Annotated in this window: 17 protein-coding genes; 11 read left to right on the top strand and 6 right to left on the bottom strand. The window is 70.9% G+C overall.

Annotated elements, in window-relative coordinates:
• Positions 1 to 3 precede the first annotated feature (3 nt).
• Entirely contained in the window at positions 4 to 2,199 is a 2,196-nt protein-coding gene (locus VZL07_RS36360; protein ID WP_426752537.1) for a PQQ-binding-like beta-propeller repeat protein, read from the bottom strand.
• 98 nt (positions 2,200 to 2,297) lie between these two features.
• Here VZL07_RS36360 and VZL07_RS36355 point away from each other — a divergent pair, with 98 nt between their 5' ends.
• The 6 genes from VZL07_RS36355 to VZL07_RS36330 all read left to right on the top strand — a co-directional run bounded on the left by VZL07_RS36355 (position 2,298) and on the right by VZL07_RS36330 (position 9,353).
• Positions 2,298 to 4,805 (top strand): HTH domain-containing protein, encoded by a 2,508-nt coding sequence (locus tag VZL07_RS36355; protein WP_426752536.1) that lies wholly within the window; start codon positions 2,298 to 2,300, stop codon positions 4,803 to 4,805.
• 66 nt (positions 4,806 to 4,871) lie between these two features.
• Positions 4,872 to 5,786: a HEAT repeat domain-containing protein gene (locus tag VZL07_RS36350; protein WP_426752535.1), complete on the top strand. Its 915-nt coding sequence runs from the start codon at positions 4,872 to 4,874 to the stop codon at positions 5,784 to 5,786.
• Positions 5,764 to 6,399, top strand: coding sequence for a hypothetical protein (locus tag VZL07_RS36345; RefSeq protein ID WP_426752534.1), 636 nt, complete (start codon positions 5,764 to 5,766; stop codon positions 6,397 to 6,399). The genes VZL07_RS36350 and VZL07_RS36345 overlap by 23 nt, the downstream gene beginning before the upstream one ends.
• Positions 6,400 to 6,434: 35 nt before the next feature.
• A complete protein-coding gene (locus VZL07_RS36340) occupies positions 6,435 to 7,439 on the top strand; it encodes a biotin--[acetyl-CoA-carboxylase] ligase (RefSeq protein WP_426752533.1) in 1,005 nt (334 codons plus the stop codon).
• Positions 7,440 to 7,452: 13 nt separating this feature from the next.
• Complete coding sequence (locus VZL07_RS36335) at positions 7,453 to 8,223, top strand: type III pantothenate kinase (protein WP_426757449.1); 771 nt, start codon at positions 7,453 to 7,455, stop codon at positions 8,221 to 8,223.
• A complete protein-coding gene (locus tag VZL07_RS36330; RefSeq protein WP_426752531.1) occupies positions 8,220 to 9,353 on the top strand; it encodes a hypothetical protein in 1,134 nt (377 codons plus the stop codon). The genes VZL07_RS36335 and VZL07_RS36330 overlap by 4 nt, the downstream gene beginning before the upstream one ends.
• 48 nt (positions 9,354 to 9,401) lie before the next feature.
• Here the strand turns inward: VZL07_RS36330 and VZL07_RS36325 are convergent, their stop codons facing one another.
• From VZL07_RS36325 to ald, 4 genes are all read right to left on the bottom strand, one after another.
• The gene (locus VZL07_RS36325; RefSeq protein ID WP_426752530.1) at positions 9,402 to 11,126 is read right to left on the bottom strand and encodes a response regulator; all 1,725 of its coding nucleotides are present in this window, start codon (positions 11,124 to 11,126) and stop codon (positions 9,402 to 9,404) included.
• Positions 11,127 to 11,322: 196 nt separating this feature from the next.
• Complete coding sequence (locus tag VZL07_RS36320; protein ID WP_426752529.1) at positions 11,323 to 12,225, bottom strand: anti-sigma factor family protein; 903 nt, start codon at positions 12,223 to 12,225, stop codon at positions 11,323 to 11,325.
• Between the two features lie 22 nt (positions 12,226 to 12,247).
• On the bottom strand, positions 12,248 to 12,889 hold the full coding sequence (locus tag VZL07_RS36315; protein WP_426752528.1) for a sigma-70 family RNA polymerase sigma factor: 642 nt from the start codon (positions 12,887 to 12,889) through the stop codon (positions 12,248 to 12,250).
• Positions 12,890 to 13,131: 242 nt separating this feature from the next.
• Positions 13,132 to 14,259, bottom strand: coding sequence for an alanine dehydrogenase (gene ald / locus VZL07_RS36310; protein ID WP_426752527.1), 1,128 nt, complete (start codon positions 14,257 to 14,259; stop codon positions 13,132 to 13,134).
• 186 nt (positions 14,260 to 14,445) lie between these two features.
• Here ald and VZL07_RS36305 point away from each other — a divergent pair, with 186 nt between their 5' ends.
• Positions 14,446 to 15,750, top strand: coding sequence for a radical SAM protein (locus tag VZL07_RS36305; RefSeq protein ID WP_426752526.1), 1,305 nt, complete (start codon positions 14,446 to 14,448; stop codon positions 15,748 to 15,750).
• A gap of 168 nt (positions 15,751 to 15,918) precedes the next feature.
• Here the strand turns inward: VZL07_RS36305 and VZL07_RS36300 are convergent, their stop codons facing one another.
• Positions 15,919 to 16,806, bottom strand: a complete 888-nt coding sequence (locus VZL07_RS36300; RefSeq protein ID WP_426752525.1) for a response regulator — start codon at positions 16,804 to 16,806, stop codon at positions 15,919 to 15,921.
• Positions 16,807 to 16,977: 171 nt separating this feature from the next.
• On the opposite strand from VZL07_RS36300, the gene VZL07_RS36295 reads away from it, so the two are divergent.
• Genes VZL07_RS36295 through VZL07_RS36280 form a run of 4 tightly spaced genes read left to right on the top strand, consistent with a single transcriptional unit; the run spans position 16,978 to position 21,439 of the window.
• On the top strand, positions 16,978 to 17,460 hold the full coding sequence (locus VZL07_RS36295) for a chemotaxis protein CheW (protein ID WP_426752524.1): 483 nt from the start codon (positions 16,978 to 16,980) through the stop codon (positions 17,458 to 17,460).
• A complete protein-coding gene (locus VZL07_RS36290) occupies positions 17,457 to 17,831 on the top strand; it encodes a Frizzy aggregation protein FrzB (protein ID WP_426752523.1) in 375 nt (124 codons plus the stop codon). The genes VZL07_RS36295 and VZL07_RS36290 overlap by 4 nt, the downstream gene beginning before the upstream one ends.
• A 5-nt stretch (positions 17,832 to 17,836) precedes the next feature.
• Positions 17,837 to 19,090, top strand: a complete 1,254-nt coding sequence (locus VZL07_RS36285; protein ID WP_426752522.1) for a methyl-accepting chemotaxis protein — start codon at positions 17,837 to 17,839, stop codon at positions 19,088 to 19,090.
• Between the two features lie 33 nt (positions 19,091 to 19,123).
• Positions 19,124 to 21,439 (top strand): hybrid sensor histidine kinase/response regulator, encoded by a 2,316-nt coding sequence (locus VZL07_RS36280; RefSeq protein ID WP_426752521.1) that lies wholly within the window; start codon positions 19,124 to 19,126, stop codon positions 21,437 to 21,439.
• The last annotated feature ends 3 nt before the right edge of the window (positions 21,440 to 21,442 follow it).

Raw genomic sequence — 21,442 nt, 5'->3', positions numbered from 1 at the left:
GGGCTACTCCACGACGGCGAAGTGAGAGCCGAGCCGGTACGCGGACAGCGTGCCGGCGTCGTCCAGGAAGAAGAGGTTGAGGCGCACGTCCGCCTGGAGCGCGACGAGCCCCACGCCGGCCTGGACCTCCGCGAGCACCTGACCGCCGCGTGGGTCCACGGCGCGCACCCGCTCGCCCGGCACCAGTGTGACGTCTCGCGCCGTGTGCGCCGGCAGCGCGCTGATGAGCGGCTCGCCCGCGGCGCCCACCCGCCAGTCCACCGTGCCGGAGGCCGCCACCCGCGCGGCAGCGCCCGAGGCGCTGGTCACCACCACCGCGCGCGGCAGCGGCGCCAGCGCATAGGGGCCGGGCCCCAGGTTCAAGGGGCGCTCCCACACGCGCCGGCCCTTCGCGTCCAGGCAGAGCAACATGCCTTCTCGCTCGCGCTCGCCCGCGATGAACACGCGCGAGCCCACCGGGAGCGGCGCGGAGAGGTGGGAAAGGTCGGGCTCATGCGTCCACACCGACTCGCCGGTGTGCGCGTCCGCGAGCAGCAGCGCCCAGTGCGAGCCGCGGCCCAGCATGGCCAGGAACCGCTTGCCCCACGTCACGGGCGCGCCGTGGAAGGGCATGGGGGCCCGCATGCGGTAGCGCACCTGCCCGTCCTCCAGATCGAGCCCGTAGAGGTAGCCCGAGTCCGTCCCCACCAGCGCGCGGTGCCCCTGCGTGGCCAGCCAGCTCCGCTGCGTCCGGGGCGGGGCCAGCCGCCAGATTTCGCGGCCGGTGGCCTCGGCGAACGCCACGACGGTGCGGTCCTCGGAGAGCGTGAGCAGCAGCCCGTCCTTGCGCAGCAGCAGTGGCCCCAGTGGGATGCCATCATGGTCATGGAGCCAGCGCGCGCCGCCTCCGCGGCCCGTGAAGCCGTAGACGCGTGCGATATCCGCCGCCACCGCGTGGCCATCCGCTGAAGCGGCTACGCCCAGCGCCGCGGCGCGCTTCCACAGGAGCGCGCCGTCCTTGCGGGCGAACGCGGACGCCAGCTGCGGCGCGCAGTACACCGGCCCGTGGCGGCCGAGCAGCAGCCGGGCCTCCTCCGCGTCCGGAAGGCCTCGCTGCTCCCACAGCTTCGCGAAGCGCAGCCTCCGCAGGCGCCCTGGAACCTTCAGTGGCCGCGTGGCGCCCTGTCCGGGGCGGGGCTTCTTCTCCCGCGCCGCGCCCTGGGCCGCGGGAGGCTGGACCGGGCTTCGCAGGTGGGAGAGGCCCTCCCGGCAGCGCTCCGCCAGCTCCACCCGATAGGTGTTGCTCACCAGGGCCCGGTCCGCTTCCGCGAAGGCCGACGCGAGGGCTTCGCCCAGGTGGAAGAGGGCGGCGGCGAGCACGTTGCCCGCGAGCGGGAAGGGGGTTCCCGTGCGGCCGGCCTTCGCCTGGCCCGTCTTCAGGTCCAGCAGCAGCGGGGGCCTGGCGCCCGCGGGAGCGAGCTCGAAGCGGGCCTCGCCCAGCTCCACGGCGCGCGACAGCTCCACGGCCAGGCGGGACAGCTCCAGCACGGTGAGGAAGGGGGGGCCGGGGATTCGCCAGGCCTCGGGCCTGCCAGGCAGCGCCAGCCACACCTCGCCCCCGGCCAGGAGCGGTGCCAGCAGGCCCGACGTGCCCCTCGCGGCCGCGCGGCCGGTGGGGAGGCCGGCGTCCCGGAGCTCGAAGCCAAAGCCGGGGAGCTCCGAGGGCTCGTGCCGCCGGGTGGCGGGACGCGCGGGGGGCTCGTCCGGTGGGCGGGTGGGGCGGCGCAGCCCCTTCAACGGCTCCTTCAGCGCCTGGGCCAGCGTGGTCGCGAGCGCCCTGGGGCCGGATTGGGTGACGTCCGCCAGGAAGCGCTCCCCGGCCTCACGGGTGGCCTCCGCCAGCTCCTCCAGGTCGACCCTCACGGGGGGGCGCATCAGCCGGGCCGGACGCGAGAGGTTGGCCACCAGCAGCTCGACCTCGGACCCCAGGCGCCGGAGCACCAGCTCCAGGTGGGCCTCGGGCAGGGAGACCTGAGCCAGCCTCTGTCTCCCTCCGTATAGGGCCGCAACTGTGCGCACCAGGGAGGGCACCACTTCTGGTAGAGACTCCTCCACGGCCCCGGACAGAAGGTCCACCCCGTCCAGTTCCAGTGCGATGGAATCGAGCGGGGAAGCCGCGGGTTCGCGTTTCCAGCGCTGTCCGATGCGTATGCGGGTCATCTTGCGTTCGTTGACAAGCCAGTTTAGCGATGGCTAGCATCCGCCGCCTATACGGACCTACATTTTTGTAACCGTTCGGAATTCCTGGGGAATACTCGATGACATTCTACGAGGCCGCGCTCCGCATCCTGGAGAGCGAAGGTCGTCCCCTCCACTTCCTTGAAATTACCGAGAAGTCCATCCAGCAGAGCCTGCTGTCCCACGTGGGCAAGACGCCTGAGGTGACGATGCTGTCGCGCCTCGCAGCCATGGCGCGCCGCACGCGGGATCGCAAGGTGCTTGTCACGGCGAAGGACACCTTCGCGCTGGTCGACTGGGCGATTCCCGAGGACGTCGAGGCACTGGCTCAGACTGGCGTGGTCGAGCCGCATCCGGAAGAGGACCTGCCGCCGCTCCGCCCGGCGGAGCGCCACCCCGAGCCGCGCACGGACAACGTGCGGGTGGCGGGCCGTGGCAGCGACCGCAAGCGCCGCCGGGACGAGGAGGAGGAGCGTGGCGGGCGCCGCAAGCGCTTCCCGCCCCTGCCGGAGGTGGTGTTCGAGATTCTCAGCGACGCGGAGGTCGCGCTTCGCACCGAGCAGATCATCGAGCGCGCCCGGGCCAAGGAGCTGTGCGCCGAGGACACCACCGTGGAGGCGGTGCTCACCGCGCTGCTGGAGGACAACCAGCGCCGCATCGACGCCGGCCGCCGTCCGCAGTACGCGTTCAGCAAGGACTCCGGCGAGGTGTCGCTGGAGCGCGCCGGCGCCCCGAGCGAGGCCCCGCCGCTGGAGCTCCAGGCCGCGTTCGCGCAGGCGCTGGGCATCCCGTTGGAGGGTGGCCGTCCGGTGCTGGGCAAGCCGTCCGCCGCCGCGGGCGAGCCGCAGGCGGATGCCGCGCTGCTGGCCACGCTGCGCGCCTCGCTCAAGGATGCGCGCCGCGCGGTGGCGCGCGGGCTGCGCAAGCGCCTGGGCGAGCTGGACGTCGGCACGTTCGAGAAGTCCGTCGTGAAGATGATGCACGGCCTGGGCTTCCGCGAGCTGAAGGTGGCCAAGCGGTCCAAGGAAGGGCCCTTGCTCACGGCGCGCAAGCGCGAGGGCAGCGTGGAGCTGCGCTACGCGGTGCGCATGCTGAAGGGCACGCCCGGCATCGACCGCAAGTCGGTGCAGGAGCTGCGGCGGGACCTGGGCCACTACTCGGCGCAGGTGGGCCTGCTGGTGAGCGCCGGCGACGTGCGCGGTGACGCGCGTACCGAGGCGCAGGCCAGCGGCTCGCTGGTGATGCTCTGGTGCGGCGACGCGCTGGGCGAGAAGTTCCTGGAGGCGAAGACGGCCGTCTCCGTCACCCAGGTCGAGCTGTACGAGGTCGACGAGAAGTTCTTCGAGGCCGCGAAGCTGGATGCCGAGGAGGCCCAGAAGCGCCGCGAGGAGCGTCAGCGCGAGAAGCAGGCCCGGGAGGGCGAGGAGTCCACCGAGGCCGCGGCACCGGAGCGCGAGCGTCCGCGGGAGAAGCGCCGACGGGAGCGTGAGCAGCGCGAGGCCCGCGAGGCCGAGGTCGCGACGGGTGAGGCCGAGGCGGGTGCCACGGGTGCCTCCGCGGAGGAGCCTCGTGAGGCCGCTCCCGCGCCAGCCGCGCCGGTGCTGCAGGGACGTGAGGACGACGAGGAGGGCGACGACGAGGAAGGGGATGACGAGGACCTCGAGGCCGCCAGCGCCTTTGTCGGTGGTGCGCGTCCCGAGGGAGCGGCAGCCGAGGCCGGCGCCGATGGGGCCCAGGGCGACCGCAAGCGCCGCCGCCGTCGTCGCCGGGGCCGTCGCGGCCGTGGCAGTCGCGCCGGTGAGGCGGGCGCCGCGGCTCCGGGTGAGGCGGGGGCCGGTGAGGCCGCTGGAGCATCAGGGGCTGCCTCCGAGGTTTCGGGCGAAGGCGATGCCGCCGGGGCGCCGGCGGAAGCTGCGTCTGGGACTTCGGGCGATGGCGGTGCCAGCGGGGCTCCGGAAGCCGCTGCCGGGACTTCGGTCGAAGGCGGTGCCAGCGGGGCTCCAGAAGCCGCTGCTGGGGCTGCCGGGGAAGGTGGAGTCGCCGGTGCGCAGGACGCTGCCTCCAGCAATTCGGGCGACGCTGGCGTCGTTGCTGCGTCGGGCGCTGCCTCGGTGGCACCGGGCGACGGTGGAATCGCCGAAGCGTCGGGCGCTGCCTCCGAGGCTTCGAGGGCTCCGGCCGCCGGCGTATCGTCGGGGGCTGGTTCCGAGACCTCGGGGCAGGGGGCCGCTGCTGGCGCTGAAGTCCCGGGGATCGCGGATTCGGTCGTCGCGGCTCCTGGCGGCTCAGGGGTTACCGCCGGTGTGACTCCGGATGCCTCTGGGAGCACGTCGGCTCCCGCGCCGGAGGGGGATTCGGCTTCCGCCGAGTCCGCCACGCAGCGCGCCGAGGCCTCCGCGACAGTGGGGAGCGGCGTGGCCGAGGCGGGAGCCGTTCCGGCGCCCTCCGAGGCCCCGGGGCTCACCCAGGCGGACGTTGCCGCTGAAGCCTCGCCATCGACCGAGCCTGTCTCCTCCCCCGGCGAGGGGGAGCCGTCCGCGGATACGGCCAAGGCCCCCAGCGGACCGACCGGCGAGCGCGAAAGCTGACGCAGCGCTCCAGGAGGTGAGGGATTGCCCGGCGCGGTCGCTCCCCAGGTGTTACCCTGGAGAGCGATGAAGCCGGCCTTGTTTCTCGCCTCCTGCGTCGTCCTGCTCGGTGCCTGTCGCTGGCAGGCGCCGCGCTACCCGGTGGCGCCGGTGGAGCTCTCCGGTACCACCCTGCGGGATAACGCCTTGCTGGGCCTGGCTCCCGAGGGCGTGGCCACCCTCTTCACCCAAGCGCTCAAGGACTCGGGGCGTTTCGAGCAGAAGGGCGCGGACGCGCCACGTGAAGAGCGCCCCTGGCGTTTGACCCTGGACGTGCCCTTCACCCGCGAGGTGCTGAAGGACGGCGACCCTCGCAGCTTCGCGGAGGTGGGCGCCAACCTGGTCCTGGAGCGCTTTGGCGGGCGCCTGCCGCAGCGCTACGAGCTGGTGGGGCTTGGCGAGGCGCCCGTCGAAGAGGACTCGCCCGCCGGGCGCCAGAAGGCCATGCGCACCGCGCTGGCCAATGTGCTGCGCCAGGTGACTGAATCCACCATCATGCAGTTGACGGCCCTGGACCGCACCGACGACGAGCTGGTGCTGGACCTCAAGGCCACGGATGCCCGGGTCCGGGAGTTCAGCCTCCGCACGCTGGCGGAGCGGCAGCACCCGGCGGCCGCACCGCTGCTCATCGAGCGCCTCAAGGAGGCCACCGACGCGGAGACGGTGCGCAAGACGATGGGCGCACTCGTGGAGATGAAGGCGCGGGTCGCGGTGCCGGTGCTCATCGACCTGGCGCGGGGCCGCGACCTGGGCTTCGTGCAGGAAATCGTCTTCGCGGTGGGCGAAATCGGCGGGCCCGAGGCGGAGGCCTACCTCTACACGATGGCGCAGGGGCATGATGCGCCCGCTGTCCAGGCCGCCGCGCAGCAGGCGCTGGACACGCTGTACGCATCACGTAAGCACTCACCCGCGGAGGCGCGTGGCCCTGGCCGCGCGGACTGACATCGAGATGAAGCGTTCATTCGGCGTGGGCGGAGCGGCGGTGCTCGCGGCCCTGGTGCTGGGCACCGGCTGTTCCAGGAACGTGGAGGCGGCGGCGGACACCGGCTCCAGCAGTGGCGACGTGTCCGAGTACTACCCGCTCGCGGTGGGCAACCGCTGGACGTACCGGCTCAACGGCCGCGACGACAAGGAAGTCACGGTGGAGATCGTCAAGGAGGAGGCGGGCTTCTTCCATGACAACCAGGGCGGCCAGCTCTCCCTGGACGGGTACGGCCTGAGAGACCCCAAGCGCTACCTGCTGCGCGGGCCACTGAAGACAGGGCACTCGTGGACGAACGTGGTGTCCGTGTCGTCCACGGAGCGCTATCGCATCGTCCAGGCGGGCGAGTCCTGCCAGACGCCCGCGGGCACCTTCCCGCGCTGCGTCCAGGTGGAGGGCCGCAACCGCGTGGACGGCAAGGCCACGCTCGTGAACACCATGACCTTCGCGCCCGGCGTCGGCATGGTCCGGGTCGAGATGGCCGTGGAGACCAACGGCCAGCTCGTGCCGCAGACCTCGCTGGAGCTGACGGCCTGGCAGCTCCGCGACGGCGCGGCGCCGCCCTCGGGCTGACTCCGCCGGGCCGAGACTCTCCACGAGGTGCCGCAGTGGCCGCCAACGCGAACGAGCAGACCCAGGAAGAGCTCATCCTGAGCTTCCTCTCCGAGAGCGGAGAGGGCTACACGTCCGGCGAGGCGCTCTCCAGCAAGCTGGGCCTGTCCCGCACGGCGGTGTGGAAGCACGTCGAGTCCCTTCGCTCGAAGGGCTACCGAATCGAGGCGGTGCCGGCCCGGGGCTACCGGCTGGTGTCCGTGCCGGACCGGCTCACCTCGCTGGAGGTGGGGCCCCTGCTGGACACCCACGACCTGGGCCGCACCATCCACCACTTCGAGTCGCTGCCCTCCACCAACGAGAAGGCCTTTCGCCTGGCCCAGGACGGCGCGGAGCACGGCGAGGTGGTGGTGGCCGAGCAGCAGACCGCGGGCAAGGGCCGCCGGGGGCGCACCTGGGTATCCCCGCCGGGGCTCAACCTCTACTTCTCCGCCATCCTCCGTCCGGAGCTGCCGCCTCAGCGCGCGCCGGAGCTGACCCTGGTCGCCGCCGTGGCGCTGGCGGAGACGCTGCGCGATGCGGGCGCCGACGCCGCCATCAAGTGGCCCAACGACGTCCACATCGATGGTCTCAAGGTGGCGGGCATCCTCACCGAGCTGTCCGCCGAGCCCGAGCGCGTGCACTTCGTCGTGGTGGGCGTGGGGGTCAATCTCAACTCCCAGGCCGAGCACTTCCCGGACGAGCTGCGCGCCACGGCCACGTCGGTGTCGCTCGCCCTGGGGCAGCCGGTGACCCGGGCCCGCTTCGCCGCCGCCCTGTGGACGCGGCTGGAGGAGTGGCTGGACCTGTACCTGGACACGGGCTTCGACGCGGTGCGTGCCCGCTGGAAGGCCCTGTCCTCCACGCTGGGGCAGGACGTGCTGGTGCGCACCGACCGGCAGGAGCTGCGGGGAAGGGCCGAGGACATCGACCCGTCGGGGGCGCTCCTGGTCCGGACGGCGGAGGGCTTGCTCGAACGGGTGTTGGCGGGCGACGTGGAGCAGCTTCGGCCGCGGCGCTAGAGTGCGCGGTGTGATGCTCCTGGCCATCGACGTCGGCAATACCAACACCGTTCTCGGGGTGTTCGAGGGCCGGCGCCTGCTCGACCACTGGCGCGTGGAGACCAGCACGCGCCGCACCTCGGACGAGTACGGCATCATGGTCCGGCAGCTCTTCACCCACCGGGGCATCGACCCGGCACGCGTGACGGCGGTCGCGGTGTCCAGCGTGGTGCCGCCGCTCCAGTCCAACCTGGAGAAGATGTGTGAGCGGTACTTCCGCATCCGCCCCATGTTCGTCGGGCCCGGCGTGAAGACGGGCATGCCCATCCTCTATGACAACCCCCGCGAGGTGGGCGCGGACCGCATCGTCAACGCGGTGTCCGCCTACGAGAAGCACCACTCGGGCGTGCTGGTGGTGGACTTCGGCACCGCGACGACGTTCGACGCGGTGTCGCCGAAGGGGGAGTACCTGGGCGGCTGCATCTGCCCGGGCATCAACATCTCGATGGAGGCGCTGTTCCAGAACGCCTCCAAGCTCCCGCGCGTGGAGTTCGCGCGGCCGCCGCATGTCATCGGGCGCAATACCGTGCACTCCATGCAGGCCGGGCTCGTCTACGGCTACGTGGGCATGGTGGACGGTATCTGCGCCCGCATGCAGGCCGAACTGGGCTTTCCGGTGAAGGTCGTCGCCACCGGAGGGCTCGCGTCGCTGGTGGCCAGCGAGTCGAAGGCCATCCACCAGGTGGATGAGTTCCTCACGCTCGAGGGCCTGCGCATCATCTACGGAAGGAATCACGCGTCATGACCACTGCCGCCCCCAACACCGTCCCGGCACCGCCTCCGGGCTGCCCCTTCGACGCGGAGTTCCTGCCGCCCAACCTGCGCAAGCACGTGGACCCGGCGGCGCCGGTGCCGCTGCGGATGATGGCGGCCAAGTCGCTCGTCCCGCTCAACCCGTCCGACATGGTGGGCGCGCTCTACATGCTCACGTTCGACCCGGACGCGGGGGTGCGCGAGACGGCGGTGAAGACGTCGGCGTCGCTGCCGGACAAGATTCTGGGCTCCGCGCTGCGCGACGAAGAGGTGCAGCCGCCGGTGCTCGGATTCCTCCTGGGGCTCCTCAAGGACAAGGAGGCCTACGCGGAGATGCTGGTCCTCAATGCCAGCACGCCGGACGAAGCGGTGGCGGACGTGGCGAAGGACTGCGGTCCGAAGCTGGCGGAAATCATCGGGCAGAACCAGCTCCGGCTGCTGCGCCACGAGGACATCCTCCGGAACCTCTGCGCCAACGCGAGCGCGCCCGTGTCGCTCATCGACAACGTCTGTGACTTCGCGGTGCGCAGCGGGCTGCAGCTGCTGGACGTGCCGCAGATGAAGGCGGCCCGCGTGCGCGTCTTCGGGCCCGAGGCCGCGGAGGCCCCGCCGCCCCAGGGGCCAACCGCCGAGGAGGTGCTTCAGGAGTTCCAGGAAGCCGCGGACGAGTCCGCCGCGCCCATGGAGGAGGGCAAGCGGCTGACGCTGGCCCAGCGCATCATGCGCATGTCCATCTCCGAGAAGATCAAGCTGGCCACGCTGGGCAACAAGGAAGCCCGCACCGCGCTCATCCGCGAGACGAACAAGCTGGTGGCGGTGGCCGTCATCCGCAGCCCACGCATCACCGACGGCGAGGTGCTCGCGTGCGCGGGCAACCGCGCGATGATGGATGACGTGCTGCGCGTCATCTACAACAACCGCGAGTGGACGAAGAACCAGAAGGTGCGGATGGCGCTGGTGAAGAACCCCAAGGTCCCGCTCACCGTCACCATGAAGTTCCTCAACTCGTTCCGTGACGCCGAGCTGAAGGACCTCAGCCGCGACAAGAACGTGCCCGCGGCCGTGCAGGGCTTCGCGAAGAAGCTGCACGAGAAGAAGACGACCCCGAAGAAGCAGGGGTAGTGGTCCGCGGTGCCCCGGGCGAAGGTGGGCCCGGGGCGGGCAGGGTGGCTAGGCCGCGGCCTCGCTGGCGTCGTCCGCCACGGCGGAGGCGGGCTCTTCCAGGAGCTGCTGGGCGATGGCGAGCGCCTTCTTCGTCTTCTCGCGCAGCTTCTCCTCGCTCTTGATGCGCGCGTAGAGGCGCGTCACGCGCTCCTCGTTGCGGGCCGTGGCCGTCTCCAGCTCGCTGATGCGGCTGCGAAGGGCGTCCGCCTCCTCCGTCGCGCGGGTGCTCTGCTCGGACAGCTCCACCTGGGCCTGGCCCAGCTGGACGCGCAGGTCCTCGGCCTCGCGCTGCGCGGCCTCCACCTGGGCACGGAGGCCGTCGGCGGCCTCCTGCGCGGCCTGGACGTCGGCCTCCAGCTGCCCGGCGCGGGAGCGGAGCTCCTCCAGCTCGGTGGCGTAGGCGTGCGCCTGGGCCTGGTGCTCTTCCAGCTCCGCCTGGAGCGCGGTGAGCTGCGCGGAGGCGCTACGGGCCTCCTCCTTGGCGCTGGCGAGCTGCTGATCCAGGCGCTTGCGGTCTGCGGTGAGGGAGTCCGCGCGGGCGCTCAGCGTCTTGAGCTGGGCGTCGCGCTGGGCGAGCTCTGACTCGGCGGTGCTGGCCTTCTGCTCCAGCTCCAGGCTCTGGTCCTTGAGCTCGAGAATCTCCTGGTCCTTCTGGTTGAGCTCCGTCTTGAGGCGGAGGATTTCCTTGTCCTTCTTGTTGGCCGCGTCGCGGAGGGCGAAGGTGTCCTTGTCGTTCTTCCCGGACGCGGCCCGGGCGGTCTCCAGCTCCGTGGCCTGGCTCTCCAGCTGGGCCTCCAGCTCGCGCACGCGCTCTTCCGCGTGGGACGCCGCGCCGCGCGAGTCATCGAGCTCGGCCTGGAGCTCCGCCACCTTCGCGCGCAGGCTGCGCAGCTCCGCGGCGTCCGCGGCCGGCGCCACCGAGACGGGAGGCGGCGGGGCAGGGCGGGGCGCCGCGGCGGGACGTGAAGGCGGCGGTGCCACGGCGCGCGGGGGCTCCGGCGGAGGCGGCGCCGCGGGCGTCGGAGTGATGAAGCCGATGACCGTCTTCTCGGAGTCATCCAGCCCATCCAGCGCGTCGTCCGCGTCCGTTCCGAGCGAGTCCAGCGTGGAGAAGTCCTCCTCCACCCCCTCCACCACGGGCTCGGGCGGCGCGACCACCACCTCTTCCTCGAAGGCAGGCGTCTCCTCGGGGGTGGACAGGTCGCCGAAGGCGGCGTCGAGGTCCAGCTCCTCACCCGTGACGGGCGGCTCCTCGGCCGTCTCGACGGAGATCTCCTCGCCGAAGTCCGCCGTCATCGGCTCGTCACCCAGCGCGTCCAGCGTCAGGCTCTCGTCGACGACGTCCTCGGTGGCGGGCAGCTCCGGAAAGCCGATCAGGGCGCCCACGCCGTTCACCAGCTGGTCGGCGTCCACGGGCTTGGCGACGTAGTCGTCCGCGTGCGCCTTCAGCTTGCGGTGCTGCGCGAAGCCGTCCGGGTTGCCGATGATGACGATGGGGATGTTCTTGAGGTCGTCATCCTTCTTCAGCTTGCCGCAGATGAGGTAGCCGTTCTGTCCCGCGGACAGGTCCACCGCGAGCACCACGAGGTCCGGCCGGTCCCTGCGGATCTGCTCCACGCTGCCCTTGCCGTCCGTCGTCTCCTCGACCGTGAAGCCCCGGCCCTCCAGGGCCGAGCGCAGGGAGGCGGAGAGAGCGGTGTCGCTTTCGACAATCAGGATTTTCTTCGACATGGAGGGACGGCCCGTCCTGGTGTGCGGCGCGCGCAAACGCCCTACCGGCCGCGACGCGCAAGGAGAGAAGGTGCGTCGAGGCTATCGGCCATGCGCGGGAGCGTCAATGTTCGGACCGGGCGGAATTCCGGCTGGCCGGGAAGCGAGCGAGCGCCGTCACACAGCCGACGTTTTCTCCGCAACAGGGCGCTACGCGCTACTGGGGATACGTCACCGGTTCGATGGAGACGGCGGGCCGCGAGTACTGCGGACGCGGCGCGGGGGGCAGCGAATACAGCGGCTCGTCGGCGCCAGGCGACGCGGCCTTCTGCGCCAGCTTCTCGCCACTGTCGCGCTCGGCGAGCAGCCGGCGGATGTCGCCTTCATCCATGTCCGTCACCATCTCGTAGACGATCTCGTCATCGCGCCAGGTGACGACGTTGAAGCCCTGCGCGGAGTCCACTTCCACCGCCTGCAGCGCCTGGAGTCTCGGGATGACGGCCTCGTCCTCGCTCGGGAGCACGAACACGCCGAGGCGGCGGCTTGGCTCACCTTCGTTGTCCGGGAGCGTCTCGTAGCTGATGTAAGCGACTTCTCGGCCGTTGAGGATGGAGATGCGCCCGCCCAGCGGCTTCGCCTTGGGGATCTGGGGCACGGTGATTCGCGGATCCACCTTGTCCTTGAACCACTCCTCCACCTGCTCCGGCGTGTTGGAGGCAATCTCGAAGGGGAGCGCCTTGCTCTTGCTGTGGCGCTGGACGGCTTCCGTGCGCGCGGCGCTCAGGCGCTGTTCGGTATGGAACGCGGCCCAGCCGCCGCCCACCGTCGCCACCACCAGCACCATGGCCCCCGCGCGCAGCCACACACCCATCTGGGCGCGGCGCTGCTCCTTCTTGAGGCCCACCTGGATGCCGGCCCGGAGCGAGGCGGGGGCCCGCATGCCCGACACGGAGTGGCGCGCGGCGCGGCGCAGCGCCTGCCGCATCTGCTGTTCTTCCTCCGCCCGGCGCCGACAGTCAGCGCACCCGGAGAGGTGGGTTTCGAGGTCCACCCGCTCCTCGGGCTGGAATTCGCCGTCGAGGTACGGATACAGCAGCCGTTCGAGGTCCTGGCAGTTCATGGCGTGCGCTGGGAACTCGTTTCTACCCCGTCTTCTTCCTGTGGCGATACTCTTCCAGGTCCGCGGGAGCGTTCACCGGCTCTCCGTCGTGCCGGAACACACCCTGGCCCTCGGCGTAGTCGCGCAGGTTCTTCTGCAGGAGCTTGCGCCCGCGGAAGAGGCGGCTCATCACCGTGCCCACGGGGCACTCGAGAATCTCGGCGATCTCCTTGTAGGAGAACTCCTGGAGGTCCGCGAGGATGACCACCAGCCGGAAGTCGATGGGCAGCGCGTCGATGGCCCGCAGCACGTCATCCGACAGCAGCCGGTCGAAGAAGTACTGCTCGGGGTTGGCGGCGAAGTCCGTCGCGTCCCGGCTCACGAATCGCTCGTGCACGGCCTCCCGCTCCACGCCCTCCACCACCGTGCGCTCCTTCACCTTGCGCCGGTAGCGGTTGATGAACGTGTTGGTGAGGATCTTGAAGAGCCAGGCCTTGATGTTCGTGCCGCGCTCGAACTTGTCGAAGAAGCGGTAGGCCCGCATGCAGGTGTCCTGCACCAGGTCCTCGGCGTCCCGTTCGTTCTTCGTCAGGCGCAGGGCTGCCGAGTAGAGCGGGTCCAGGTGAGCGAGCGCCAGCTCTTCGAATTCCTGCTTCGTCCGGTTGGGTTGCCTGAAATCCAACATATCCCGCCTTCCAAGGGCCCGAAACAAATGGGGAATGAGTTGTCGCTTACCCGTCAAATGTATGCACGGGAACAACCAGGGCAACAACGGCATCCCGCGACACCCGCCCGCACGCCCGCTTCGGGAATACACGACGCCGGTGGGGGAAACATATTCCCCACGACAGATAACGGACGGGGAGGCCGGATGTCGCCATCCAAACCTCCCCGTCGGAAATCACGACGTCTGCCTGCTTGCCGGGCTTACTTGCGGCCGGCGAGCGCGTCCGCGATGGGCATGTAGGCGTAGCCCATGTCCTTCGCGACGGCCTCGTAGGTGACGTGGCCGTTGTAGGTGTTCACCGCACGCGCGAGGGCGCGGTCCGCCTTCACGGCCTCGACCAGGCCCATGTCGGCAATCTTCCGCGACCAGGGGCGGGTGACGTTGGTGAGGGCGTAGGTGGACGTCTGCGGCACCGCGCCCGGCATGTTGGCGACGCAGTAGTGGACGACGCCGTGGACCTCGAACGTGGGGTTGTCGTGGGTGGTGGGCTTGCAGGTCTCGATGCAGCCGCCCTGGTCCACCGCGACGTCCACCACCACGGCGCCCGGGGTCATCTCGGAGATGAGGGCCTCGGAGACGAGCTTCGGGGCCTTGCCGCCGGGGATGAGCACCGCGCCGACGACGAGGTCCGCCTCGCGCACGGAGCGGGCGATGCTCTCGGAGTCGGACGCGAGCACGCCGACGCGGCCGAGGAACACGTCATCCAGGTAGGTGAGGCGCTCCATGTTGACGTCGAGGATGGTGACCTCGGCGCCCATGCCCACCGCCACCTTGGCGGCGCACAGGCCCACCACGCCGCCGCCGATGATGGTGACGCGGCCGCGGCGCACGCCGGGCACGCCGCCCAGGAGGATGCCCTTGCCGCCGTGGGCCTTCTCCAGGCACCGGGCGCCCACCTGGATGGCCATCTTCCCGGCCACCTCGCTCATGGGCTTGAGCAGCGGCAGGCTGCCGTCTTCCAGCTGCAGCGTCTCGTACGCGACGGCCGCGGCCTTCTTGTCGAGCAGCGTCTTGGTCAGCTCCGGGTCCACGCCGGCCAGGTGGAAGTACGTGTAGATGATCTGGCCGGGCTGGATGCGCGCGTACTCGGGCGCGATGGGCTCCTTGACCTTGATGATCATCTCCGAGCGCTTCCAGACCTCGTCCGCGCTGGAGACGATCTGCGCGCCGACGCGCTGGTACTCCGAGTCGGGGATGCCGGAGCCAACGCCGGCGTTCGTCTCGATCAGCACCGTGTGGCCCGCGCTGATGAAGGCGCTCACGCCAGCCGGTACCATGCCGACGCGGTACTCGCGGGTTTTGATCTCCTTGGGAACTCCGACGATCACGACTGCCTCCGAGAGGGGGACGTAAAAAAGCGCGCGGACCCTAACGGGGGCCCCGAGGGGAATCAAGGCGCGGCCGGGCAGGCGTCCGCGAGTGACGAATGCGTCATGGGCGCCCACCTGCATGACGCGAGGCGTTGGATGCGATGCGTGATGAAGCGCGCGCCGCTCGTGTTAGTTAGCCTGGACATGACGTCTGCCCCGAAGCTCCTATTCGCGGACCCCAAGGGACGGGTGATGGAACATCCGTACCTGCTCGCCACGCTGCGCAGCGGTGAAGAGCTCGTTCCTCCGCAGGACAAGCCCATTCCGTTGCCATCCGCCGGGCGGCTCGTGCACCTGCCAGGGCGCCTGCCGGTGGGGCTCCATCCCGAGACGGGAGAGCTGGAGCTCGTGCGTGAGATGAAGGTCGGGGGCAAGTCGTTTGTGCCCAATGCAGTGGGCGCGCTGCTGCCCCCGGGCTACACGCGGACCTTCCTCCCGGGCGAGGTGAAGGGGAGCGGGCCGGTCCTGCCGCAGTGGGCGTACACCGCCGCGGCGTGGGTGGGGGACGGGCCGGTGGCGTGGGCCATCCACACCGACCGTCGTTCCCACTGGGACCCGGAGCGCTTCTCCACGCCGGACATGAAGGACCTGGTGGCGAAGCACATGGAGCGCTTCCCGGACAACCGCGTCCTCAAGCAGCTCAAGACGTGCGCGCTCGTCTACCGGTGCTTCACGTCGCAGAACACGTTCTACGTGCGCGACGAGGCCGCCATCCCCGCGTCCGTCATGTGCAACGCGCGCTGCGTGGGGTGCATCTCCGACCAGCCCGCGGACGGCCCTCCGGCGTCGCACGAGCGCATGGATGACGGGCCCACGGGGGAGGAGATGGGGCAGATTGGGCTCTTCCACCTGGAGCACGCGCCGGGCCGGACGATGGTGAGCTTCGGCCAGGGCTGCGAGGGGGAGCCGCTCACGCGCTGGAAGCAGATCGCGGAGGCCATCCGCTACATGCGCGCGCGCACGCAGGCGGGCTCCATCAACATCAACACCAACGCCAGCCTCACGCGGGGGCTGGAGGCCCTGTTCGACGCGGGGCTGGACGCCATCCGCGTGTCGCTCAACTCGGCGGTGAAGGACCTCTACGAGGCCTACTACAAGCCGGTGAAGTACGGCTGGGAGGACGTGGAGGCGTCCATCGCGCTGGCGCGCGAGCGCGGTGCGTACCTGGCGCTGAACCTGCTGCTGTTCCCCGGCGTCACCGATCGCGAGGGCGAGGTGAAGGCCCTGGAGCGGCTGGTGAAGAAGTACCGGGTGGACCAGGTGCAGACGCGCTCGCTGTGCATCGATCCACTGCAGTACCTGGAGGTCGCGCGCGAGCGCGGCGCGGGTGGTGAGCCGGTGGGCATCCGCACGTTGCTGCAGCGGCTGAAGGCGGCGCGTCCCGGGCTCATCATCGGCAACTTCGCGCGCGGCCTGGCCGAGCGCGAGAACGCGGCCGGGGTGCGGTAGCCCATGCGCTGGATGGCCGCGTCGCGTGACGACGCGGCCGGGGGCTCGGGTCGGCACGGCGGGCGGTGACGTCCGCGTCTCAGAAGAGCAGGGGCTCGCTGCTGACCCCGGGCGCTACGTCTCACGGCACGCGTGCGCCCACGGCCGGGGCGCCATCCGAGGCGGGAGCTACTCGTTCCCGGTGGGCATCAGCTCCTTGGCCACCAGGTTGCCCATCACCGCGTCCTTCGGGATGTAGCCGTCGGCGCCGGCCTCGCGGCAGATGCGCTGGAGCTCCTCGACGTTCTCACCCGAGCACAGCAGCACCTTGATGCCCTTGAAGAGGCTGTTGCTCTTGATGAAGCGGCAGAACTGCTCGCCGTTCACGTTGGGCATGCGCACGTCCAGCAGCACCAGGTCCGGGCGCGTCTGCTTCTTGAGGATGATCTTCGTGGCCTTGTCCGCGGTGTCGGCGACGTGGACCTCGAAGCCCTTGGCCACCAGGTCCGCTTCGATGATTCGGGCCGTCATCTCGCTGTCATCCACGATGAGGATGCGCGGCTTGCGTCCGCCCGTGGTGGGAGCGGCCTTGAGGCCCGCCGCCGCGGGAGCAGGGGCGGCAGCGGCAGGCGCCGGCGCGGCGGGCGCCGCTGCAGGTGCGGGGGCAGCGGCGGCGGCCACCGGGGCCGGCACCGCGGCGGGGACGCTCAGGGCCGGGGGTCCAATGAGCCCCATGACCCCGCCCAGCACGGCCTCGAGCCCACCGCTCTTGAGGATGTAGCCATCCGCGCCGGAAGCCTTGGTCTTCCCCGCCAGCTCCGCCTCGGAGATGTCGGAGTAGAGGACCAGCTTCGCGGTGACCTTCTTCTGCCGCCGGAGGTACTCCACGACGTCATCGCCGAACATCTCCGGCATGTTGACGTCCATGAGGATGAGGGCGAACGGCCCCTCGGCGAGCTTCTGCTCGAGGCTGGCCAGGTCCTGCGCACCGCTCGCCTGGTAGCCGGCGGCGGTGAGGGCCCGGACGGTGAGCTCCACCAGCATCGGGCTGTCGTCAATGACCAGTACGCGCGACATCGTCCTCCTCAAGGGCTTCGCGGGTGGAACCCTACACCTTTGGTGCAGCGCGGACCATCGAAACGGCGACCAGGCGGGCTGGCCATCGGGTCCTCTTGACCGCTATTCATCGCCTCCGGATACTTTGGCGCCTTGACCACGACCTCGACTCCCCTCCAGCGAGCACTCCGGATGGCTCCGGACCGCGCCTTGGCCACGCAGGCCCGGCCGGAGCAGGAGTTCTTCTGCTTCCGCGTGGGCGACCTCCGCCTGGGCGTGCCCAGTGAGAACGTGCTCGAAGTGCTCCGGGCCGGTCTGCTGACCCCATTGCCCCGGACCCCGTCCTTCATCATGGGCGTCACCGGCCACCGGGGCGAGGTGCTTCCGGTGCTGGACCTGCTGCGCTTCCTCTCCAAGGGAGAGGCCCGCATCGGCCCGCGCACCCGCCTGTTCGTCGGCGTCACGGGCAGCTACGTGGCCGGGGTCGTGGCGGACACGGTGCTGGGCCTGCGCCGCATTCCCGTGGCGGACATCCTCCCACCGCCGCTGGGTGGGGATGCCGCCGCCGAGCACCTGCTGGGCGTGGTGCAGGCCAGCGGCAATCAAGAGGCCATCAATCTCCTCAACTTCTCCAAGCTGCTCCAGACGGCGCGGCAGCGGGCGGTGGCGCGGTGAACGACGACGCCTTCCACGAGAAGGAGGAAGAGGTGGACCTCCTCTTCTTCGACATCGGCACCACGCTCTATGGGACGGATGCGTCGCAGGTGCTGCGCATCGACCGCGCGCTGCCGGACGACCTGGCGCTGCCAGAGCTGGGGCTGCCTCACAAGGGCAACCGGGCCATCGTCTTCGACACGCCGGAAGGGGAGGCCCACCTCAAGGTGGACGCCGTCCACGGCGTGCGCTCCATCCCCATCCATTCATTGCGCCGGATGCCTCCCACGGCCGGCGCCGCAGCCTACGCAGTCGGTGTGTGCCTGGATGAGGCCCGCACCGTGTTGCTCATCGACCTGGTCGAAACCGCAAGGACGCAAGGAAGGCACTGAAACACATGTCCCTGGACACTCCCAACGAGAAGCCCGCAGCCAAGGCTCGCGCCCGGAAGGCCCCCGCCTCCAAGGCCGGCGCCACCAACGCGGCGTCGACCTCCTCCTCCACGAAGGCCATCACCGACACGTTGCTGACGGTGCTGTCCGGCAACCTCCAGGCCCGCGTGCCCAAGGAGCTGGTGGGGGAGTCCAGCGCGGAGCTGGCCCACCTGCTCAACCAGGTGCTGGACCAGTTCGCCGCCTCCGAGCACCGCAAGCACGTGGCGGCGCAGGAGATCGACCAGGCGCTGGACGCGCTCATCGGCCTGGTGCGCGAGGGCGACCTGTCCCGGTGGAACACCACCACCGAGGACCCCCAGCTGGGGCCCCTGCTGGAGGGCTTCGGCAAGGTCATCGAGACGCTGCGCACCTTCGTGCGCGAAATCAACGAGGCGGCGCTGAGGCTGTCCTCGTCCGCCAACCAGGTGCTGGCGGCGTCCACGCAGCACGAGACGTCCTCCACGGAGCAGGCGGCGGCCATCCACGAGACGACCGCCACCATGGAGGAGCTGAAGCACGCGTCGGCGCAGATCGCCGAGAACGCGGGCAGCGTGGCGCGCGTGGCGGAGGAGACGCTCGGCGCGGCGCGCGCGGGCCGGGGCGCCATTGGCGAGTTCATCCAGGCCATGCAGCAGATCCGCAGCGACGGCGTCGCGGTGGCGGACTCCATCGCGAAGCTGTCCAAGCGGGTGGAGCGCATCGGCACGGTGGTGGAGGTCATCGACGAGATCGCCGACCGCTCCGACCTGCTCGCGCTGAACGCGGCGCTGGAAGGCAGCCGCGCGGGTGAGGCCGGCAAGGGCTTCTCCATCGTCGCGGCGGAGATGCGGCGCCTGGCGGAGAACGTCCTGGACTCCACCAAGGAGATCAAGAACCTCATCACCGAGATTCGCGAGGCCACGGCCGCGGCGGCCGGTGCGGCCGAGGCGTCCAAGTCCGCGACCGAGTCCGGCGAGAAGCTGGGCGCGGTGGCGGCGCAGGCGGTGGAGGGCATCCTCGCCGGCGTCCAGGAGACGAGCGACGCGGCCCGCGTCATCAACCTCGCCACGCAGCAGCAGCGCACGGCCACCGAGCAGGTGGTGGCCTCCATGGCGGAGATCGAGGACGTGACGCGCCAGACGACGCAGGCGTCGAAGCAGGCCACGGGCGCGGCCGCGGAGCTGACGCAGCTGGCCGGACGTCTGGCCGAGCTCATCAAGCGGTTCAAGGCCGACTAGCGCTTCCTGGAAGGGGAGGGGCGAACGCCGGCCATGGACACCGAGGCTCTCAAGAAATCCCTCCTGAAGAAGTTCCAGGAGGTCACCGCCGACCGCCTCCAGAAGATTCAGCTGGGGGTCCTGGACCTGGAGAAGGAGACCGCGGACCAGGCCGCGGAGGACGTCGCGCGCGAGCTGCACACGATGAAGGGCGAGGCCCGCATGCTGGGCCTGGCCGCCATCGGGCAGCTGGCGCACGCCGCCGAGGACGTCCTGCGCGCCGAGCGCGAGGGCAAGACGGCCACCGAGGTGGCCACCGACGTCCTGCTCAGGGCGTGCGACGTCCTCTCCGACCTCAACGAGGACCTGTCCGGTGCCAACACGGGCACCTCGGCCAGCGAGGAGATGGTCCGCGCGCTCGCGGAGGTCTCCGGACAGACGCCACCGGCCATCGCCGGCGCGAAGCCCGCGGCGCCGCCCGCGCCCGTAGCGGCACCCGCGACTGTCGTCGCGCCGCCCGTGCAGGCGCCAGTGGCCGCGCCTCCGCCGCACGCCCCCGTGCCCGAGCCGGCGGTGGCCTCCGCCGCGCCGGCGCATCCGGCGGCCGGGGCGCATCCGCCCGCCGCGCATGGCCGTGACGAGGAGGCCCCGAGCGCCGCGAAGTCCGCGGTGGCCGACCGGAGCATCCGCGTCAACGTGGAGGTGCTCGACTCGCTGGGGCTGCTCGCGGGCGACCTGCTCGTGGAGAGCGCCCGCGGCCGGCTGCGTAGCTCGGAGACGGAGGAGCTGTTCGAGCGCTTCAGCCGCCTGGGGGACCGCTTCCTCCGGTTGGCGGAGGAGTTCGACATCCCCGCCGAGGTGCGCGAGCAGCTCGACCGCGTGGAGAGCGACCTCCACATGCTGCGCGACGACGCGTTCCGCTTCGTGCGCCGCAACGACGACGGCATCAACACGCTGCACGGCAACCTGGCGAAGATGGCGGACCACGTGGCCGAGGCCCGGCTGGTGCCGCTGTCCACCGTGTTCGACGCCTTCCCGCGCGCCGTTCGCGAGATGTCGCGCACGCAGGGCAAGGAAGTGGACCTGGTCATCGAGAACGCCGACATCGGCGTGGACCGGTCCATGCTGGGCGATGTGCGCGACGCGCTGGTGCACCTGCTGCGCAACTCGGTGGACCACGGCGTGGAGTCTCCGGACACGCGCCAGCAGCTGGGCAAGCCGCTCAACGGCCGCATTCGCATCCGCGTGCGCGTGGACGGCGACATGCTCCACATCGAGGTGGAGGACGACGGCCGCGGCATCGACCCGGAGCGGCTGCGCCAGGCGGCCATCTCCAAGCGCCTCATCAGCGCGGTGCAGGCGGCGGCGCTGTCGGAGCGCGAGGCCATCGAGCTCATGTTCCGTCCTGGCTTCTCCACCCGTGACCAGGTCAGCGAGCTGTCTGGCCGCGGCGTGGGCATGGACGTGGTGAAGCGCAAGGTGGAGACGCTGGGCGGCTCGGTGGGCGTGAGCAGCCGCATCGGCCGTGGCACCACCATCACCCTGCGCCTGCCGCAGTCGCTGGCGTTGATGAAGGTGCTGCTGGTGCGCCTGGGCGATGACGTCTACGGCATGCCCGCCGCGGACGTGGAAGCGGTGATGCGCGTCAAGCCGGAGGACCGGCTGGAGATCTTCGGCACGCTGGCGGTCCGGCACCGGGGCAAGCCCACGGCGCTGGTGGCGCTGGGGCCGCTGCTGGGGCTCAACGGCGGCAACCGCTTCGACAAGCCGCCCGCGGTGGTGGTGCGCCACGGCGAGGACCACGCGGCCCTCGTGGTGGACGGCTTCGTGGACGAGCGCGAGGTGGCCGTGAAACCCTGCGGCGGCGAGTTCCTCAAGGGCGCGCCGTTCATCGCCGGGACGGCGGCGCTGGAGGACGGCCGCATCGCGGTGCTGCTCCACGTGCCGGACATCATGGCGGAGGTGCGCCGCATGGCCCGCCCCGTCACCCAGGCGCCCGCCGCCAAGCGCCTCCGGGTGCTGCTGGTGGACGACTCGCCCATTGCCCGCGCCACGGAAGGGGCGCTGGTGAAGGCGCTGGGGCATTCCGTGGAGGAGGCGCAGGACGGCGAAGAGGCCTACGTGAAGGTGCAGAACAACACGTACGACCTCATCCTCACGGACGTGCAGATGCCCAAGCTGGACGGGTTCTCGCTGGCGCGGCGGCTCAAGTCGACGCCCGCCGTGGCCCGTATTCCGGTCATCATCCTGTCGTCGCTGGCCTCGCCCGAGGACAAGCGGCGCGGGTTGGACGCGGGCGCGGACGCCTATCTCGTCAAGGGCGAGCTGGGCGTGGAGGTGCTCGCGCAGGCCATCGACCGGCTGACCTGAGGA

Source organism: Pseudomyxococcus flavus, from assembly GCF_050038885.1.
Lineage (GTDB): Bacteria > Myxococcota > Myxococcia > Myxococcales > Myxococcaceae > Myxococcus > Myxococcus flavus.
The sequence above is the reverse complement of the archived record's forward strand: the minus strand, read 5'-3'. Positions and strand labels throughout refer to the sequence as shown.

Bases quoted from the DNA above. Each gene is read 5' to 3' on its own strand.
- VZL07_RS36360 (WP_426752537.1), bottom strand. From the start codon at position 2,199: ATGACCCGCATACGCATCGGACAGCGCTGGAAACGCGAACCCGCGGCT.
- VZL07_RS36355 (WP_426752536.1), top strand. From the start codon at position 2,298: ATGACATTCTACGAGGCCGCGCTCCGCATCCTGGAGAGCGAAGGTCGT.
- VZL07_RS36350 (WP_426752535.1), top strand. From the start codon at position 4,872: ATGAAGCCGGCCTTGTTTCTCGCCTCCTGCGTCGTCCTGCTCGGTGCC.
- VZL07_RS36335 (WP_426757449.1), top strand. From the start codon at position 7,453: ATGCTCCTGGCCATCGACGTCGGCAATACCAACACCGTTCTCGGGGTG.
- VZL07_RS36330 (WP_426752531.1), top strand. From the start codon at position 8,220: ATGACCACTGCCGCCCCCAACACCGTCCCGGCACCGCCTCCGGGCTGC.
- VZL07_RS36325 (WP_426752530.1), bottom strand. From the start codon at position 11,126: ATGTCGAAGAAAATCCTGATTGTCGAAAGCGACACCGCTCTCTCCGCC.
- VZL07_RS36320 (WP_426752529.1), bottom strand. From the start codon at position 12,225: ATGAACTGCCAGGACCTCGAACGGCTGCTGTATCCGTACCTCGACGGC.
- VZL07_RS36315 (WP_426752528.1), bottom strand. From the start codon at position 12,889: ATGTTGGATTTCAGGCAACCCAACCGGACGAAGCAGGAATTCGAAGAG.
- VZL07_RS36305 (WP_426752526.1), top strand. From the start codon at position 14,446: ATGACGTCTGCCCCGAAGCTCCTATTCGCGGACCCCAAGGGACGGGTG.
- VZL07_RS36300 (WP_426752525.1), bottom strand. From the start codon at position 16,806: ATGTCGCGCGTACTGGTCATTGACGACAGCCCGATGCTGGTGGAGCTC.
- VZL07_RS36295 (WP_426752524.1), top strand. From the start codon at position 16,978: ATGGCTCCGGACCGCGCCTTGGCCACGCAGGCCCGGCCGGAGCAGGAG.
- VZL07_RS36285 (WP_426752522.1), top strand. From the start codon at position 17,837: ATGTCCCTGGACACTCCCAACGAGAAGCCCGCAGCCAAGGCTCGCGCC.
- VZL07_RS36280 (WP_426752521.1), top strand. From the start codon at position 19,124: ATGGACACCGAGGCTCTCAAGAAATCCCTCCTGAAGAAGTTCCAGGAG.